This window comes from Paenibacillus sp. FSL H8-0259 (assembly GCF_037963255.1).
Lineage (GTDB): Bacteria > Bacillota > Bacilli > Paenibacillales > Paenibacillaceae > Paenibacillus_AQ > Paenibacillus_AQ phytohabitans.
In genome coordinates, this window is record NZ_CP150147.1 from 3,024,823 (window position 1) to 3,044,397 (window position 19,575).

General features: G+C 58.7%; 5 protein-coding genes. All 5 read left to right on the forward strand.

Annotated elements, in window-relative coordinates:
• Positions 1–2 precede the first annotated feature (2 nt).
• Genes NSU01_RS12680 through NSU01_RS12700 form a run of 5 tightly spaced genes read left to right on the forward strand, consistent with a single transcriptional unit; the run spans position 3 to position 19,543 of the window.
• On the forward strand, positions 3–5,426 hold the full coding sequence (locus NSU01_RS12680; protein WP_076244320.1) for a beta-ketoacyl synthase N-terminal-like domain-containing protein: 5,424 nt from the start codon (positions 3–5) through the stop codon (positions 5,424–5,426).
• A gap of 19 nt (positions 5,427–5,445) precedes the next feature.
• Positions 5,446–6,708, forward strand: coding sequence for a hydroxymethylglutaryl-CoA synthase family protein (locus NSU01_RS12685; RefSeq protein WP_076244322.1), 1,263 nt, complete (start codon positions 5,446–5,448; stop codon positions 6,706–6,708).
• A 5-nt stretch (positions 6,709–6,713) separates the two neighbouring features.
• Positions 6,714–7,463, forward strand: coding sequence for a polyketide synthase (locus NSU01_RS12690; protein ID WP_042141021.1), 750 nt, complete (start codon positions 6,714–6,716; stop codon positions 7,461–7,463).
• 25 nt (positions 7,464–7,488) lie between these two features.
• Complete coding sequence (locus NSU01_RS12695; RefSeq protein ID WP_076244324.1) at positions 7,489–12,756, forward strand: SDR family oxidoreductase; 5,268 nt, start codon at positions 7,489–7,491, stop codon at positions 12,754–12,756.
• Positions 12,757–12,769: 13 nt separating this feature from the next.
• The gene (locus NSU01_RS12700; protein ID WP_076244326.1) at positions 12,770–19,543 is read left to right on the forward strand and encodes a beta-ketoacyl synthase N-terminal-like domain-containing protein; all 6,774 of its coding nucleotides are present in this window, start codon (positions 12,770–12,772) and stop codon (positions 19,541–19,543) included.
• The last annotated feature ends 32 nt before the right edge of the window (positions 19,544–19,575 follow it).

Here is a 19,575-nt window from a genome sequence, read left to right on the forward strand (position 1 = left end):
CTATGCTGACGATATTGAACGATTATAGTAATGGCTATGTAGCCATTCCCGTCATTGCAGCATGCAGCAAGCAGGGACTTTTCGCGGAGCTGTCCTTGACGGACCCGGTTTCTTTTCAGGAGCTTTCCGGGAAACTGAACGCCAACAAGGGTTTTTTACGCATCGCGCTGAACATGCTTGAATCGATGCATTGGGTGGAGAGAAGCGAAGGGGACGCTTATATCCGCACGGCTTCGGCCGATGTTCATGAACAGATGCGGGAGGAAGGCTTGCCGCTGTTGTCTTTTCCGATGAAATCATATTTAAAAAGAAACCCATCCAAGCTCACACTGGAGCATTGGATCGAGCGGTCGGAGCGGCAGTGGGATATGCAGAACCCGGTCATGGCCCGGTTTATGGACGGCTTGCTGGTGATTCCGCTCCTCCTGGCACTGAAAGAAAACGGCCAGCTAAGCTATGGGCAAGACGGAAGCAACACGCTGCTGCTGAACAACGTAGGGGCGCGCGCCCGTAAGGAGATTAAGCGTTACTTTTCACATCACGGCTGGCTGGCGCAAGTTAAGGAAGAGGATTGCCTGACTGATACGGGCCGCTTTATGGTAGACCGTATTTTCATTACCGCGGCGATGGCCGCCTACCGGCCGATGCTCATGAGTATGGACAAGATTCTGTTCGGGGATTCCAGGGCGGTCTTCGGACATGACGGGGAAGGGCATGAGCTGCATATCGACCGGACGTTGAATGTCGTGGGCAGCGGATTTCAGCATGAGAAATATTTCTCCGACATGGAGGAAATCGTCCTGGCGATATTCAACCGTGAGCCGCTCGTGGAGCAGCCGAAATATATCGCCGACATGGGATGCGGGGACGGCTCCCTGCTGAAGAAGATGCATGCCATCATCCGGGACAAAACGGTCCGGGGCCGGCATTTGCAGGAATATCCGCTTAAGCTGATCGGCATCGATTATAACGGGAAGGCGCTGGACGCGACAAGCCTGACCCTGCAGGGGACGGAGCATCTGGTGCTCAAGGGCAATATTGGAGATCCGGCCCAGGTGATCCGGGATTTGAGGGAGCTGGGGATCGGGGACCCGGAGCATATTCTGCATGTCCGTTCGTTTCTCGATCATGACCGCCCCTACCTGCCGCCGGCAGATCAGGTCTCGGCCGCTGCCCGCTCGCGGGTCCGTTTCGACCAGCCGTATACCGACTCGGAAGGGAATGAAATTCCGGGAACCGACGTGTTTCAAAGCCTGGTGGAGCATCTGGAGCGCTGGGCATCCGTCATGGGTAAGGACGGTATAATCATCCTGGAGGTACACGGCCTGGAGACGCGGACTGTACGCGATTATATAAGCAAATGCGAAAGCTTGCATTTCGATGCCTACCACGCTTTCTCCCAGCAGCTTCTTGTAAGTGCAGAGCAGTTTCTAATGGCCGCATCCGAGGCGGGCTTGTTTCCGGATTCTAATTATTTCCGCAAATACCCAAAGATGATGCCCTTCGGCCGTATTACCTTGAACCGGTTCGAACGGAGAGACTATAGAATCCGGTATGCCCGTCTGGACGATATGCCGGCTCTAGAGGAGCTGGAGGAGGCATGCTGGGAGCCGGATCTTCGGACACCGCCCTCCTCCATCCGGAGCAGATGGGAGCAGGACCCGGCGGGTCAGCTTGTCCTTGAAGTGGATGGAAGAATAGCCGGAGCGGTGTACTCCCAGAGAATTGGAGCATCCGGGCATCTGAGGCAGGCTTCCTTCGGCCGGTTGGAAGAGCTGCAAGAGGAGAATGGACCGGTAGTCCAGCTGCTTGGACTGAACATTCTGCCCGGGATGCAGCACCGGAATTTGGGGGACCAGCTGCTGGAATTTATGCTGCTGCGATGCAGCCTGATTAGCGGAGTACATACCGTAGCAGGCATTACCCGGTGCAAGAATTACTCGCGGAATTCCGGGGTCCCGCTGGAGGATTATATCCGGCTGCGCAACGAGCATGGCAGCCCGGCGGACCCGAATTTAAGATTTCACGAATGGCATGGGGCGGGAATCAAGCAATTGATACCGGGCTACCGGCCGCTCGATACCGCGAACGAGGGTCAAGGCGTCTGGATCGAATACGATTTGCAGCACCGGCATCAGAAGCTTAAGTATGCAGCATCGCCTTCGCCTGAAGAAGTGAAAGCGTTACCCGCAGTGCAGATGCCGCAGCCGGCCAGAAATGTCCCATCCCGAAACGGCTTGATCCGCGACTACGTGACGAAGGTTATCGGTCTCGTCCTGGGGGGCGGTCAAGAATTCTCCATGGACCAGCCTTTGATGGAGATGGGACTGGATTCGGCGGATCTGCTGGAGCTGAACGAACGGATCAGCCACGAGTATTCTGTCCGATTGGAGCCGGCCTTTTTCTTTCAATATAATACGCCGCAGCTCATCGTTGCTTACTTGGAGGAGCAGGCTGTCCCTCAGGAGCCGCAAGCCGAAGAGGAGGTTGCCGCTGTGAAGCCCGTTGATGCTCCGGATTGCACGGATAGCGGGAACCTGCGTCAAGCTGCTGCCAGGATTGGCGAAGCGGCACCGGATAACGGTATCGCTATCGTTGCCGCCGCCTGCCGGTTTCCCGGAGGCGTGTCCAATCTGGATGAACTGTGGGAGCTGCTGCAGGAAGGAAGAAACGCCGTCGGGCGTATGCCGGACGGCAGATGGGAGTGGCCGGATTCCGTCGATACGGCTCAATCCCATAGGGGGATCGATAGGGGCGGTTTTTTGGACGATATTTCGGGCTTCGATCCTTCGTTTTTCCGGATCTCCCCGAAGGAAGCCGAATGGATTGACCCGCAGCAGCGTCTGCTGCTTGAGCTTGCCTGGGAATGCTTCGAACACGCAGGTTATCCGGCCAAGGAGCTGGCCGGTAGCGATACGGGTGTGTTTATCGGGGCCAGCGGCTCTGATTATCAGAGGCTGCTGGATAAGCACGAGGTTTACTACGGTCCCGGCGCTTCTATGGCGGCCCTGCCGAACCGCCTTTCGTATTATTTTAATCTGCATGGTCCGAGTCTGTTGATCGATACGGCCTGCTCCAGCTCGCTTGTAGCCATACATGAGGCCGTACGTTCCATGACTGATGGAGAATGCGGGCAGGCGCTTGTGGGCGGCATCCATCTGATGTGCCACCCGGCCAACAGCATCACCTATTACCAGGCGGGGATGCTGTCGAAGGACGGCGCCTGCCGCACGTTTGATGCCGAAGCGAACGGATACGTGCGCGGGGAAGGAGCCGGTATGGTGCTGCTGAAGCCGCTTGATCAAGCGCTGCGGGATCAGGATACCATCCTTGCCGTTATCAAAGGCACGGCTGTTAACCATGGAGGCCAGGCCAGCGGACTTACGGTTCCGAATCCGGCCAAGCAGGCCGATCTGGTAGCCGCCGCTCTTCTTAAGGCTGGCTTTGCTCCCGAAACGGTCGGCTATATCGAAGCGCACGGAACGGGCACTTCGCTCGGTGATCCGGTGGAGATCGGCGGCTTGAAGGAGGCGTTCACCAGGCTGTCCGGCGGTAAAACGGAGGATTCCCCGCAGCCTTACTGCGGTTTAGGCTCGATTAAGACGAATATCGGACATCTCGAGGGAGCTGCGGGGATCGCCGGGCTGCTTAAGCTTGTGGTCAGCATGCGGAACCGGAGTATTCCGGCTTCACTGCATTTTCATGTGCTGAATCCGCATTGCTCGCTGGACCAGTCCCCCTTCTTCGTTGCCTCGGAGCAGCAGTCCTGGCCTTTGCCGGATGGTCATCCGCTGCGCAGGGGAGGCGTCAGCAGCTTCGGGTCCGGAGGTACGAATGCCCATGTGCTGGTGGAAGAAGCGCCGGAGCGAAAGATTCTGTCCCCGCTGGACCGTTCACACGAACTGCTGTGCATCTCCGCTAAATCGGAGCAAGCGTTACAGAACCGGGCGAGAGATTTACTGCTATGGCTAGAACGGAATGGAGGATCGTACCGGATCGCCGAAGTATGCGCCGCATTGCTGAACGGCAGGGAGCATTTCGCAGGGGCACGGGCCGCCTTCGTCGTTCAGAGCGGGGAAGTCATGAAGGATAAGCTTGAGGCGCTGCTTGAAGGACGCGATTCGGGCGGGTATTTCAGTGCCGGGCACCTTGGTGTGAATGGGAAATTCCGCCGTCAACCGCTCTTCGAAGAGCTGGGACAGGGCATTATCAGGGAAATAGAAACGGTACGGGGCGCGGCCCTGGAGAACGGCCTTCATGCGTTGGCGGAGCTGTACGCCGCAGGCTACGATCTCGATTGGCAGGCGATGTACACCGGCGTTCCCGTTCCCCGGATTGGACTGCCGACCTACCCGTTCCAGCGGGAGAGGTATTGGATTGGTGACAGAAGGGGCAAAGTGGCCTCGGATCAGCAGCCGAAAGCGCCGGACACTGCGCCGGTTGGGTACGAGTCCGGTTCATATCCGGCGGACTCCGCTCCGGCCGCGGCAAAGCCGCATGTAGAGCCGCAGACGGCTACACCGGCTGAAGCACGCACGCAGGAAGTTTCGGAGCTGCGGGGGATAACAGCGTTGCGGCCCGTAACCGAATACGGGTCCAAGAGCACAGTACAAGCGGCAGACCGTTCCAGACCGTTCATCTCGCTCAAGCCTTCCTCCGAATTGCTGCCCCCTGCCGCCGGAGCGTCCAGCGGCAGGGAGCCGCAGTGCAGGCCGGACCTGCGCGAAGCCGGTAACGAGCACGCGTTACAGGAAGAACTGGCACTTAGCTTGGCTGAGGCGCTCTACATGAAGCGCAGCGAGATCGACCCGGGCGGGAAGTTCGTTGATTTCGGGCTGGATTCCATTATCGGGGTCGAATGGATTCAGACCCTTAACAAACGGTACGGCACGAAAATTCCGGCAACGAAAGTGTACGAGTATCCGACACTACGGGATTTTTCTAGCTATTTGGTCCAGCTGATATCCCCGTCATCCGAGGGGCGTATTGCTGATCTGCCGAAGGAGGAAGGGGTCCTTCACCCGCCGGTGTCCGCTCCATCCGCAAGGCCGTCCGATCTGCTGAAGCAGCTGGCTGTAAGCTTGGCGGAAGCTTTGTATATGAAGCCTGAAGAGATTGATCCTTCCCGGAAATTTGTTGATTTGGGGCTGGATTCGGTCATCGGCGTGGAATGGATTCAGACGGTTAACCGCCTGTTCGGTACAGCAATAACGGCAACCCAAATCTACGCCTATCCGACGCTGTATGATTTTGCGGAATACGTTCAGGAAACGCAGGCAGAAAAGGAAGGTCCGCCTAACGCGGGCACAGCTGAGGCCGAGCTGTCGGTCGACGAGATATTGGAAAAGGTATACACGGGGACGCTCGACAGCGGCCAAGCCGGTCATTACTTGCAGCAGCTTCGCTATACGGGAGCTTCAAAATAAACGATGGGAGTGCGATACGATGGTCTCGGTTGGAATCGAAGCGATGAATGTGTACGGCGGGTCAGCCAGCCTGGATGTTCTCGAGCTGGCCAAATTCCGCAGCCTGGACACCTCCCGGTTCGAGAATTTGCTGGTGAAGGAAAAAACGGTGGCGATGCCCTACGAGGATGCCGTTACGTTCGGCGTCAACGCCGCCAAACCGCTCCTCGATGATATGACACCGGAGGAGATCGGGCGGATAGAGCTGCTTGTGACTTGCACGGAATCGGGCATCGATTTCGGCAAATCGCTCAGCACCTACATCCATCATTATCTGGGTTTAAGCCGGAACTGCCGGCTATTCGAAATCAAACAGGCCTGTTATTCCGGTACAGCAGGATTCCAGATGGCCGTCAATTTCGTATTGTCGCAAACCTCGCCCGGAGCCAAAGCGCTGGTGATCGCGACGGACATCTCCCGGTTCTCGGCAGCTGACGCCGCCGAGGCCGAAGGGGCGGACTGGTCGTTCGCTGAACCGAGCGGTGGCTCGGGTGCAGCAGCGGTGCTGGTCGGCGAGAATCCGGCTGTATTCGAAGCCGATATCGGAGCGAACGGTTATTACGGATATGAAGTGATGGATACCTGCCGCCCTGTTCCGGATACGGAGGCGGGCGATGTGGATCTATCCTTGCTCTCCTACCTGGATTGCTGCCAGCAAACGTTCCAGGAATACAAAAAGCGGGTAATCGGCGCGGATTACCGGAGTACGTTCCAGTATCTGGCCAGCCATACGCCATTCGGCGGAATGGTCAAGGGTGCCCACCGCACCATGATGCGAAAGGAAGCGAAGGCGGGTCAAGCTGAAATCGAGGAGGATTTCCTCCGGCGTGTCATGCCGGGAATCAGCTATTGCCAGCGGGTAGGCAATATTATGGGGGCGACGCTGTTTCTGTCTCTCGCCGGCACCATCGACCAGGGCAGCTTCGAGACGCCGGGGCGAATCGGCTGTTTCTCTTACGGCTCGGGATGCTGCTCCGAGTTTTATAGCGGTGTCGTGACGGCGGCAGGCCAGAGGCGGCAGCGGCGTTTCGGCATCGAACGGGCGCTGGGCGAACGTTATCCGCTGTCAATGGCGGAATACGATGAGCTATTGCGGGATACGCAGGCGATCAAATTCGGAACCCGTAATGCGAAACCCCATTCACAGCTGATCCCGGAGGCTTGGCAGGCACTGCGGGGTAAAGGCCGGCTGGAGCTTGTACAGGTCCGGGATTATCACCGTGAATACAGCTGGGGGGACTGATGGCAATGTTCTCTTCGGTCGTTCGGCTGGATGAAGCGGAAGCAGGCATTTTCCAAATTACGATGGAGGACCGTGCTAACCGGAATATGTTCTCCGGAGAGCTGATCGCCGGGCTGCGGTCGGCCTTTGCGGAGATCGATGCCAATCCGGATGGCAAAGCGGTCATTCTGACCGGATACGATAGCTACTTCGCCTCCGGCGGTACCCGAGAGTCACTGCTAAGCCTTCATGAAGGCCGCGCCCGGTTCACCGATCTCGATGTGTACAGCCTGGCCTTAAATTGCAAAATTCCGGTGATATCCGCCATGCAGGGTCACGGAATTGGCGGAGGATTCGTGCTCGGGTTATTTTCAGATATAGTCATTCTTAGTTTGGAAAGCGTATACAATACGAATTTTATGAAATACGGCTTTACGCCCGGCTTCGGCTCCACGCTGATCGTACCCCGTAAGCTGGGCATGAGCCTGGCGCAGGAAATGCTCCTCAGCGCAGGCAGCTATCGGGGCGCGGAGCTGCAGAGAAGAGGTATTCCGTTCCCTGTACTGCCAAGGAATGAAGTGCTGGAGCATGCGTACGGCGTAGCCAGACAGTTAGCGGAGAAACCAAGAATATCCTTAATAACGCTCAAAGACCATTTGACCGCTTCTTTGCGCAGGGAGCTTCCGGAAGTTGTGCAACAGGAGCTTGACATGCACACCAAGACGTTCTTTCAGGATGAAGTGCGGGACCGGATTATGAACTTGTTCGGGAATTGAATTTATGGCAAAAGAGGGAATGCCGATGAATGCGGAACATATATTGCAGGCGCTGATGCGAAAGGAAATCCGGCCGGATGAAGCCAAGGCGCTTCTGGCATCCGGCAAAGGACAGACAGCCGCAGCCGAATCGTATACGAACATAGACGGGCGGCGGAATAAGCCTGCGGACCGGACGGTTGCCGGCCGGGAAGCCATCGCGATTGTCGGAATGTCCGGCAAATATCCGGAGGCTGACGATTTGCCGCAGTATTGGGACAATTTGTCGGCGGGAAGGAATTCCGTCAAGGAGATTCCCCCGTCGCGCTGGAATACGGGCAACTACTACAATCCGCATCCTCAAAAAGGAAAAATTTATGCCAAGTGGCTGGGAATGCTCGAAGACTTTGCGGATTTCGATCCGCTCTTTTTTCATATATCGCCGACGGAAGCGGAATGGATGGATCCGCAGCACCGGTTGTTTTTGCAGGAAGGGTACAAGGCGTTTGAGGACGCCGGGTATAGCCCGCAGCGGCTGGACGGCATGAAGTGCGGTCTATATCTCGGCATCATGAGCAGCGAATACGGGGCGCTGTGCAGAGAGAGGGGAAAGGCGGACATGTCTTCCGGCTTTGGCTTTGCCCATACGACAGGAAGCAGCTACGCCATAGCTGCCGCCCGCTTGGCCTATTACCTGAACCTGAAGGGGCCGGCGATTCCGATTGATACGGCTTGCTCCTCCTCGCTTGTTGCCGTTCATCTGGCCTGCCAGGCGTTATTGAACCGGGAAATCGACATGGCACTGGCCGGCGGCGTTAGCTTATATTTGACCCCGGAAACGTACGTTTCAATGTGCGATGCGGGCATGCTCTCACCTGACGGGCAGTGTAAAGCCTTCGATAACAGCGCCAACGGGTTCGTACCCGGCGAAGGAGTCGGCGCCATCGTCCTGAAACGGCTGGGAGACGCAGAGGCGGACGGTGACTCCATTCATGGTGTCATTCTCGGATCGGGCGTCAATCAGGACGGGAGAACGAACGGCATCACCGCGCCGAGCTTGAGCAGCCAGATGGAGCTTGTGCGGGATATCTATGAGAAGTACGGCATTGATCCGGAGAGCATCGGTTATGTGGAGATGCACGGAACCGGCACCAAGCTGGGCGATCCGATCGAGCTTGAGGCAATATCGGCCGTATTTAAGGAACGAACGAGCCGTAAAGGCTATTGCGCTATCGGCTCCGTGAAAAGCAATATTGGCCATACATCCGGGGCAGCCGGCATCGCCGGCATCCAGAAGGCCGTGCTGCTTATGCGTCATAAGAAGCTCGTCCCGACGCTGCACTACCGGGTGCCGAATGAGCATTATTCCTGCGAAGATTCGCCGTTCTATGTGAATACGGAGACGAAGGACTGGGAGAGCCGCGAAGGTGCGCCGCGCCGCACTGCGGTCAGTTCGTTTGGCTTCAGCGGAACCAATGCCCATCTTGTCCTTGAGGAATATACCGACAAGAGACCTTCCGCCGGGACGGGCGTTCAGCCGTTGTTCGTGCTGTCGGCCAAAAGCGGTGAGCAGCTGGCGGACTACGCCCGAAGCCTGGCTGTTGTGATCGCTTCCCGGGAGCAGATCGATTTGGCCGATGTTGCCTATACGCTGCAGACTGGCCGTGATGCAATGGACGTACGGCTTGCTTTTCAGGCGGATTCCAGAAAAGCGGTTATTGATGCATTGAACAGTTACCTGTCTGCTGGCGGGGGAGACGGTGTGATTACAGGCCGCGCACTCACCGACCGGCGCCTGCTGGAGCAGGATCTGACTCCCCTGATGAACCGCTGTATCCGGCAAAGGAAGGCTAAGCCGGCGCTTGAGCTGTGGGTGCAAGGGGCGGCGGCGGACTGGGACGCATGGTATGGGGACTGCAAGCCCCGGCGGATCAGCCTGCCGACGTATCCGTTCCTGAAGGAACGGTACTGGCTGCCGCCTGTACAAGGTGCCGGGGACATCGCGGCGGCGGAACAGCACCGGCAGGAGGCGGAGCGTAATGGCGAAGACGAGCCTGCCGGGCGCAGTCTGCGGATGCTGAGGAAGGAATGGGAGCCTTGCCCTCTCCGGGCAGAGCCGGGCAGCAACCGCGGAACGGTCGCCATTCTGGCGTCGGAGGAGACGAAGCCGTTAGCGCTGCTGCTGTCGCATAAGCTTGCTCCGGCCCGGATCATCGGCCCCGAGCAGCTGTGCGGCGAGCTGGACAAGCCCGCACCGGAGCAAGCGGCCTATTCGGGACTCATTGATTTAATTGGCTGCGGGAAGCAGCGGAGCGATGAGGCGGAAGACTGGATAACCCTGCTTCAGCGGCTGGTCGAATTCGGGAGCCGGGACGGTATGACGCTGATAGGCGTAACCCGGGGGCTGGAGGCGGAGGATGGCCCGGCCAATCTGCCGGGTGCTGTGCGGGCCGGCTTGTACCGTATGCTGCAGAGCGAATACAGTCATCTTCGTTCACGGCATGTCGACTTCGGGCCGGATTGCGGCGAGCCTATTATGGCGGAGACGATTGCCGCCGAGCTGCTGGCGGATAGTGAGGAGGCCGAGGTGCGCTACCTAAGCGGGACGCGGTACCGCGCCTGCTTGGGTGAGCTGCCTATGGATATCGGAGAAGCTACGCCCGTCTCGTTTCCGGAAGGGCAAACGCTGTGGATTACCGGGGGCACCCGAGGCATAGGGGCGCTCTGTGCGAAGCACTTCGTCAACCGCCGGGGTGTTAGGCGGCTGGTGCTGACGGGGCGGGAAGCATTTCCGCCCCGTCAGCAGTGGGAGGCATATGAGGCGGACGCAGACAGCGCGATCGGGCGGAAAATCCGGGCCGTAAGAGAGCTCGAGGCACTGGGGGCCGAGGTGAAAGTGCTGTCCCTTGATCTGACCGATGAGGAGGCGGTGCGCCGCTGCTTCGATGAAGTCAGAGCCGCCTGGGGCCGGATCGGCGGCGTGCTTCATTGCGCCGGGATCGTCGATCAGGAGACGCCGGCGTTTATCCGGAAATCAGGCAGCGGCATCCGGGAGGTGCTGGCTCCAAAAACAGCGGGGCTGGATGTATTGCTCCGCTGCATGAAAAGCGAGCCGCTGCAGTTCTTCATGCTGTTCTCGTCCGTGTCGTCCATTGTGCCGGCGCTTGCATCCGGACAGAGTGATTATGCAATGGCGAATGCTTATATGGATTACGCGGCACAGGCATGGTGCGGGGAAATCCCGGTTGTCAGCGTCCAATGGCCCAATTGGAAGGAAACGGGCATAGGCGAAGTGAAGAGCCGGATCTATCAGCAAAGTGGTCTGCTGTCGCATACGAATGACGAAGGCTTAAGGCTGCTGGATCGTATTCTAGCCCGGGGCCTTGGACCGGTCGTGCTGCCGGCCGTCATCGATCCGCAGCGCTGGAAGCCGGAACAGCTGCTGCTGCGCAGCCTGGGGAGCGGGCAGGGGGAACCGCAGTCTCAGCCTGTGCGGCAGGGGACGGCCCATAATAACGGACAAGACGGGAGAGAAGGCCTTCTGTATTCCGCGTCGGCACTCTTGACCGGCATCTTTGCGAAGGAACTGAAGCTTGCACAGTCGCGGCTTGATCCCGATACGCCGTTCACCGAATACGGCGTCGATTCCATAATGCTTGCCCAGGTGCTGCGGACCGTACGGCAGTCGGCCGGCATTGATCTGGACCCGTCGGTACTATATGAATATCCGACTATCCGCCTGCTGTCGGAATGGCTGGCGGATAAACACGGCGCATCGTTCTCCCTGGGGGCAGCAACGAATCCGGAAGAAGAAGCTTCGGATAAGGACAAGGGTATTCTCGGAGCGACGCTAAACGGCCGGGAGAAGCAGCCGGTTCAACCGACTCCCGAACCAAAATCAGACCCCGTTCCTGCCACGGCAGTGAGGACAGGAACGGGGCCGGCCGATATCGCGGTCATCGGCCTGTCCTGCCGTTTCCCGGGAGCGGAGACACCGGACGGCTACTGGCGGCTATTGTCAGAAGGAAGGTCGGCGATCCGAACGGTAACCCGGGATAACTGGACGGGTGGAGCAGCTGATTATGCAGGGCTGCTTGACTGTTCGCGCACGATGCCTGCCTCACATTTCCGCCTGTCCGAGGAAGACGCGAACGCGATGGACCCTCAAGCGCTGCTGCTGCTCGAGGAGAGCCTGAAGGCATGGCATCATGCAGGCTATGTGCCGGAGGAGATCAAGGAGCGCAGCATCGGAGTCTATATCGGCGCGCGGAGCCGGCATGAGCCGGACGAAGCCAGCCTGCTCCAGGCCCGGAATCCGATTCTGGCGGTCGGAACGAACTATTTGGCGGCTAACATTTCGCAATATTTTGACCTTCGGGGTCCGAGTGTGGTCTTGGATACGGCCTGCTCGTCGGCGCTCGTCGGCTTGAACGTGGCGGTACAGGCACTGCTTGCCGGCGAGATCGAATGCGCGCTTGTCGGCGGTGTCAGTCTGCTCGTATCCGATAAATCGCACCGGCTGTTCCGGCAGCGCGGCATCCTGAGTCCTGAGCCGCAATTCCATATCTTCGACGGGAAAGCGAGTGGCGTGGTGCTGTCGGAAGGAGCAGGAATCGTACTGCTTAAGCCTGTAGCGCAAGCGCTGATAGACGGAGACCGGATTTATGCGGTCATTAAGGGAGTTGCCGTGAACAATGACGGACGGACAGCGGGACCGGCCGCGCCGAATTATACGGCGCAGACAGAAGTGATGCGCCAGGCACTGGCCCGGAGCGGCAAGCAGCCGGAGGAGATCGGCTACATCGAAGCGAACGGGTCAGGATCGGAGGTGAACGATCTGCTGGAGCTGAAGGCGACCCAAGCCGTGTACCGCAAGGCAGGCGGACCGCCTCTTTGCATCGGGTCTGCCAAGCCCAACATTGGACATCCGCTGTGTGCAGAAGGCATCGCCGGCTTGATTAAGCTTGTCTTGATGCTGGACCGCCGGGGGTATATTCCGTTCCTGTCCGGCCATACGCCGATGAAGCATTTCGATATCGGCGCTTCGCCTTTTTATTTCAGCAGGGAGCATCAGGAGTGGGCGGGTCCCCGTACCGCAGCGCTGAACTGTTTTGCGGACGGAGGCACGAACGCGCATATCATCCTCGAAGGCTGGGAGGAGCTTCGCGGGCCGGATGCGCTCCGCCGTCCGCTGCCGCTGCCGGCTATGGAGCCGGATGGAGGGCCGGGCGTCACCATCGGGCTTGAGGGGACTGACGATTCGCAGCCGGGTGAAGCGGAGAGCGAACCGATCATCTGGGAATCGTACGCCTAAAGGAGGATCACGAATGAAGCAGCAGCTGGTCTTTAATCAAAATAATCCGATGATTCGGCATCATCAGGTCTGCGGACAATCGCTTCTGCCAGGCCAGGCCTATATCGATATACTGTATCAAATCTTCCGGAAGTACAAATACCGGTTCAACGAGCTTGAACTGCGCAATCTGTCCATCCATCAGCCATTGACCGCCCGGCCCGGCGAGGATATTGTGCTCACCATCCAGGTGACGGAAACCGCGGAAGGCCGCTGGGCGGTACGCTTCGGGGGCGAGAGCCGGCGCAGCGGAATATGCTCCGGTGAGGAAATTTTATATGCAGCGGCAGAAATGCACCGGACCGGACCGGTACTGTTCAACGATAAGCTCTATCCGGACGAATACAGGTCGGCCCCGGCACGTTCCCGGGATCTGGGCAGGATGTACGAGGAGTGGACGCAGCGCGGAGTCTTGCATACCGGTTTCATGAAAGCTGCGGGAACGTTATGGGAAACAGACGAAGCCTATATCATGGAAACGGCTGTCAGCGGGGAGGCGCTCCTGACGGCGGACAAATTTATGTTCCATCCCGTACTCCTGGATGGTAGCGGGGCCGGGATTCTCGGAGGCTTGTTCAAGGGTGGATTACAGACCGGTAAAGGTCTGCTGCTGCCGTTATTTTACGAATCGTTCCGCGCTTCGGGACTGCTGCAGACCGGCTGTTCCGCCAAGGTACTCTCTTCATCCGTCCAACAAAGGGGAGAGCTGCTGTCGATGACGATCAGTTATTACGATAATCAAGGGAGTAAAGTAGCTGAGCTGACGAACTTCACAATGAAGCTGATTCGCCAAGACAATACAGGAGCGGAAATTATTATCGGGGAGTCTCGCCCGGACGGACAACAGCGGCAGAGCCATGCGGCGGGGGCTGCGGCAGCGCTGAAGCTCGTGCGGAAGCTTCTGGCGGAACAGCTGCAGAAGACGGAAGAGGAGCTGAATCCCCATGCCGGCTATTATGAGCTGGGTCTGGATTCGGCAGGCTTGCTTGCCATTGCGAATGCCATCGAAAATGAGATCGGAGACGCTGTGCCGCCAACGCTGCTGTTCGAGCATACGACGGCCGTGCAGCTGGCCGACTATTTGGCATCGGCCTATTCTGGTCGTTTTGGCAGGAAGGATACGTACGGGAAGGAGGCGTACGAGAAGGAGGCGTACGGGAAGGATACGTACGGAAACATCCCGTCCTTCAGGTCCGCCGGCGAGCCGCAAGGCGGGGAACAAGCGGCAGCGAACGCCCTGCCGTCGCCAGATGCCGGTGCAGACGGTAACATTGCTATTATCGGGATGGCCGGAAGGTATCCCGATGCGGACGGGCTAGCCGCCTTTTGGGACAATTTGAAGTCGGGCAAGGATAGTATCCGCCAGGTTCCGTCCACCCGCTGGCAATGGGAAAGCTATAAGGATATTGTTTCGCCTTCGGGCAAGCCGGTGTCCCGCTGGGGCGGCTTCATCGACGATCCGGATTGCTTTGACCCGCAATTTTTCCGGATCTCCCCAAGGGAAGCGGAGACGATGGATCCTCAGGAACGTTTGTTTTTAACAGTCTGCTGGGAAACGGTTGAGGATGCGGGGTATACACCGGGTACGCTCGTTCAACCCCGGGGCCGCCATAAGCGGCAGCCGGTCGGTGTATTCGCCGGCGTGATGCATAAGGACTATGCGATGCTTGGAGCGGAAGAGGCGGCGAAGGGCAATAGGTTTCCTTTGTCGCTCAATTTTGCGCCGATTGCTAACCGGGTCTCTTATTTTTGCAATTTCCACGGTCCCAGCATGACCATCGATACAGTATGCTCCTCTTCACTGACGGCGGTTCATCTGGCGGCAGAGAGCATCCGGCACGGAGAGTGTGAGGTTGCATTGGCAGGGGGTGTGAATCTGTCCCTGCATCCGAATAAATACGTCTCCTACGGCCTGATGGATATGCATGCCAGCGACGGCCGATGCCGTACATTCGGCGAGGGCGGGGACGGATATGTGTCCAGTGAAGGCGCCGGCGCCGTGCTGCTCAAGCCTCTTTGGAAGGCGGTCCGGGACGGAGACTCTATCTATGCTGTTATTAAAGGCAGCGTCATCAATCACGTAGGTACGGTCAGCGGAATTACAGTGCCCAGTCCGGTCGGCCAGGCTGAATTGATCAGCGAATGTCTGGACAAAACGGGCATCGACGCGCGGACTATCTCTTATATCGAGGCGCACGGGACGGGGACGTCACTTGGTGATCCGATTGAAATGCAAGGGCTTGTCAAGGCGTTCAGGGATTACACATCCGACACCGGGTTTTGCTCAATCGGTTCGGTGAAGTCCAATATCGGACATGCGGAATCGGCAGCCGGCATCGGCGGGCTGCACAAAGTAATTTTGCAGCTGTACCACGAGAAGCTGGTGCCCTCACTCCATGCGGAGGAGCCGAATCCGTATATTGATTTTGCCGGCTCACCTTTTTATATTCAGCGGACATTGAAGCATTGGGAGCGGCCGAAGGCCGTTATCGGCGGCAAGGAGACGGTCTTCCCGCGGCGCGCTGGTATCAGCTCGTTCGGGGCGACCGGATCGAATGCCCATATCATCCTTGAAGAATACATGCCGGAACCGGACATGGTGAAGCCAGTAAACGCAGCAGGCCTTGAGCCGGGAGAACGGCTACATTTGATACCGCTGTCAGCCAAAAATAAGGAGCGTCTGCAAGCTTATGCCGCCAAGCTGGCTGCTTTTCTGCAAGCCTCCTTGCCTGAACAGAAGGCGGCAGCGGGCGGGAAGCAGCATGGCGCCGCTATTCTGGAAACGGCTGAGCACCGGGTATGCAGCATCGTCTCGGACATCATTCAGATGAAGGACGGAATCATCGATGCGGAGCAGGACTGGTCCGAATACGGACTGGAGCCGGTCCATTTCATCCAGCTTCACGATAAATTAAAGACTGCCTTCGGCATAGAGCTCGGCAGCGAGACGATCCTGGCGCTTCGTTCGGCTGCCGCCGTGGCGAAACGGATTGCCGAAGGGACGGCGGGTATAGAAGAGGAAGACGCTTCACCCGCCGTTGAAAAGTCCGGAGGTTCAGGCCGGCTGGATGCAGAGAACCTTGAAGCTATAGCCTATACACTGCAAGTGGGACGCGAGCCGATGAACGATCGCGTGATTTGCGTTGCCCGCAGCAGCCGGGAGCTGATCCTTCAGCTCGAACAAATTGCGCAGGGGAAAGAGAATATTGCATCGGTGTTCCGGGGGGCGGTCAAGCCAAGCAGCGAGCTGGCTTCCGTATTCCGGGCGGATGAAGATTTCGGCGAGCTGCTGCAGCGGTGGCTGAGCAAAGGACAGCTGGAAAAAATCGCGCAGCTTTGGGTAAACGGCGTCGGTATTGAATGGAAACAGTTGTATGGGAGCAATGTTCCGAAACGGCTCAGCTTGCCGTCTTATCCGTTCGCGAAGGAACGGTACTGGCTGCCTTCAATGGCTGTTCCAGACGATCATGCAGTTGGACAACAGGGATGGCCGCCTATGTCTGCCCGCCGTGATGGCGGGGCTCTACCGGCCGAGCGGAGCATGCGGATGCTGCAAAAGCAGTGGGAGCCGTGTTCACCGCCAGCATCTATCTGCAGCCTGTCCGGAGCTGTGGCTATTCTCACGACGGAGGAGACAAGACCGCTTGCTCTCCGGCTTGCCCGGCAGTTGCCAGCTGCCCGGATACTGGGCTCCGAAGAGCTTCGCTCTGAGCTGGATGAGCATGTCTACTCATACGTCGTCGACTTGACCGGCTGTGGGAAAGAACAGACTGACGAGCCGGATGGCTGGATTCCCTGGCTTCAGCGGCTGATAGAGCAAGGGACGCGTGACGGCATGATGCTTCTGGGCGTGACCACGGGTCTGGAAGCAACGCATGGGCAGAAGCAGGGCCCGGTCAATCTGGCCGGGGCTATGCGGGCGGGTTTATACCGGATGCTGCAGAGTGAATACAGCCACCTGCGTTCTCGCCACGTCGACTTCGCGCCGGATTGCGGGGGGCACGTTATGGCGGAGACGATTGCGGCTGAGCTGCTGACAGACAGCGAAGATGCCGAGGTACGCTATCTAGAAGGGATGCGGTACCGCGCCAGCCTGGCTGAGCTGCCTAAGGATTGCGGAGAAGAGGTGCCCGGCCCGTTTCCGGAGGGGCATACGCTATGGATTACAGGAGGCACCCGCGGCATTGGGGCCTTATGCGCGAAGCATTTTGTCAGAAGCCGGGGTGTACGCAGGCTGGTGCTGACAGGACGCGAAGCCATTCCGCCCCGCGAACAGTGGGATGACTATACGGCGGACGAGGCCAGTCCGACCGGGCAGAAAATACGGATGGTCCGCGAACTGGAGTCGCTAGGGGCTCAGGTGAAGGTGCTGGCCCTTGATTTGACCGACGAGGCGGCCGTACGCCGCTGCATAAGCGAGGTGAAGGCGGCCTGGGGCGGGGTCGGCGGCGTGCTTCATTGCGCCGGACTGGGCAATTTGGACACGCCGGCATTTATCTGCAAATCAGGCGGCAGGATGGAAGAGGTGTGGGCGCCGAAAGTGAAGGGCCTTAATGTCTTATACCGCTGCATGAGAGAGGAGCCCCTGCAGTTTTTTGTGCTGTTCTCGTCGGTGTCAGCGATCGTGCCGACACTGGCGGCGGGGCAGAGCGATTATGCGATGGCTAATGCGTATATGGATTACGCCGCACAGGCATGGAGCGGGGAATGCCCGGTGGTCAGCATCCAGTGGCCGAGCTGGAAGGAGACGGGCCTCGGCGAGGTTAAGAGCCGTGCTTATGAACAGACGGGAATGCTTACGCATACGGATTCCGAGGGCTTACTGATGCTGGACCGTATTTTGTCCGGCGGCCTGGGACCGGTTGTGCTGCCGGCCGTGGTCGATCCCCGGCGCTGGAAGCCGGAGAGGCTGCTGCTGCGCAGCCTGCGTGAGCTGGGGGACGCCCGGATTGAGGCAAGGAAGCCTGTGCCGCAAGAAGAGCGGGATGCAGAAAGTGTGCTGCCGGCGGTAGGGGCATTCGTAACAGGCGTATTCGCGAAAGAGCTGAAGCTTGATCCGCTGCGGCTTGATCCCGACCTGCCTTTTGCCGAATATGGCGTGGATTCCATTATGCTGGCGCAGGTGCTGCGAATCATTAAGCAGGAGGCCGGCACTGAGCTGGACCCGTCAATCCTGTATGAACACCCGAGCATCCATTCCTTATCGGCGTGGCTTGCAGACAATCACGGTGATTCGTTCACTGCACACAGCGGGGAGGCGATGGAGCTCCCGGGCCAAGGGGACACCCGCCCGGTTCAACCGGCTGCCGCTCTGAAGCGGCAGCCGGTACCGTTATCAGGACCGCTGCCGCAGACTGCTGCCGCAGGCCGAATGATAGATTCGGGCACGGATGCGCCGAATATCGCGGTTATCGGCTTGTCCTGCCGCTTTCCCGGAGCGGAGACGCTGGACGACTACTGGCGCCTGCTGTCAGAGGGAAGCTCCGCCATCCGCCTTGTTCCGGCGGGGCGCTGGCCGGGGCCGGAGCTGTATTATGCCGGTCTGCTCGGCCGGCCGCGGGCGATGCCGGCTTCTGTATTCCGCTTATCGAATGAAGATGCGCAAGCGATGGACCCGCAGGCACTGCTGCTGCTCGAAGAAAGCCTCAAGGCATGGCATCATGCAGGCTATACGCCGGAGGAGATCAAAGAGCGTTCAGTTGGCGTATACATCGGTGCGCGCAGCAAGCATGATCCTGATGAAGCAAGTCTGCTTCAAGCCCGGAATCCGATTCTGGCGGTCGGGTCGAATTATTTGGCCGCCAACATTTCGCAGTATTTCGATCTCCACGGCCCGAGTCTCGTCCTGGATACCGCCTGCTCTTCGGCGCTTGTCGGCCTCAATCTGGCGGTCCAGGCCTTGCGCAGCGGAGAAATCGAATGTGCGCTTGTCGGCGGAGTCAGCCTGCTGACCTCCAGTAAGATACACCGGCTGTTTCAGCAGCGGGGCATCTTAAGCCCGGAGCCGAACTTTCACGTGTTTGACAGCCGCGCGCAGGGCGTGGTGTTGTCGGAAGGAGCGGGAGTCGTGCTGCTCAAGCCTGTAGAGCAGGCGGTTAAGGACGGGGACCGGATCTACGCGGTCATTAAAGGAACCGCCGTGAACAATGACGGGAGGACGGCAGGTCCTGCCGTACCGAACCTGCAGGCACAGAAGGAAGTGATGCGCCAGGCGCTGGCCAGAAGCGGCAAGCGGCCGGAGGAGATCGGTTACATCGAGGCGAACGGCTCCGGATCGGTAGTGACCGATCTGCTGGAGCTGAAGGCAATTCAGGCCGTGTACCGCAAGGACGGCGGAGTGCCGCTTGGCATCGGGTCGGTCAAGCCGAATATCGGTCATCCTTTATGTGCAGAAGGAATTGCCGGATTGATCAAGGTGGTGCTGATGCTGAATCATGGAGAGCAAGTTCCGTATTTGTCCGGCCAAAGGCCGATGAAGCACTTTGATATCGAAGCGTCACCTTTCTATTTCAGCAGGGATTGCGCCGAATGGCCGGGCCGCAGAACCGCTGCGCTGAACAGTTTTGCAGACGGAGGCACGAACGCGCATGTCATCATGGAGAGCTGGGAGGAGCTGCGCGCACCGAGTGCCGTCCGCCGTCCGCTTCCGTTGCCGGAGGAGGCCATTGAACAGCATGCCGGCGCAGGCGCGGTTAAGCCGAACTGGTGGCTGAAGCAGACCAAAGCGGCTGATGAGATTCGAGGATGAGCAGAGAGATTAAGACTGGAGGGTTAAGCGGG